Genomic DNA, 247 nt, shown 5'->3' on the forward strand with positions numbered 1-247 from the left:
GCAATAAATCCAGCTCTTTTTCCTTTGCTTTCAACGGCAACTAAAACAGGTGTTTTACCTTCTGCTCCACGTCCACGCTTGCCCTTCCTTCTGCCACCTACTAACGCATCATCAATTTCAATGACCCCTGACAGTCTATATAAGCTGTCTCTATGGCCCATAGCTGTTCTCAGCTTACTTAATATCAAACGTGCCGTTCGCCAATTAACTTCAATGTGCTTACTCAGTCTTAATGCTGAAATACTGC

The 247-nt window shown here is 43.3% G+C and carries 1 protein-coding gene; it reads right to left on the reverse strand.

All coding sequences use genetic code 11. From position 1 onward, the window contains the following. A partial coding sequence (locus tag AAEZ03_RS28485) for a transposase (protein ID WP_350583326.1) occupies nt 1–247 on the reverse strand: 247 nt, incomplete at both ends.

It is taken from the genome of Pseudomonas sp. HY2-MNA-CIBAN-0224 (genome assembly GCF_040310285.1).
Taxonomy (GTDB): Bacteria; Pseudomonadota; Gammaproteobacteria; order Pseudomonadales; family Pseudomonadaceae; genus Aquipseudomonas; species Aquipseudomonas helleri.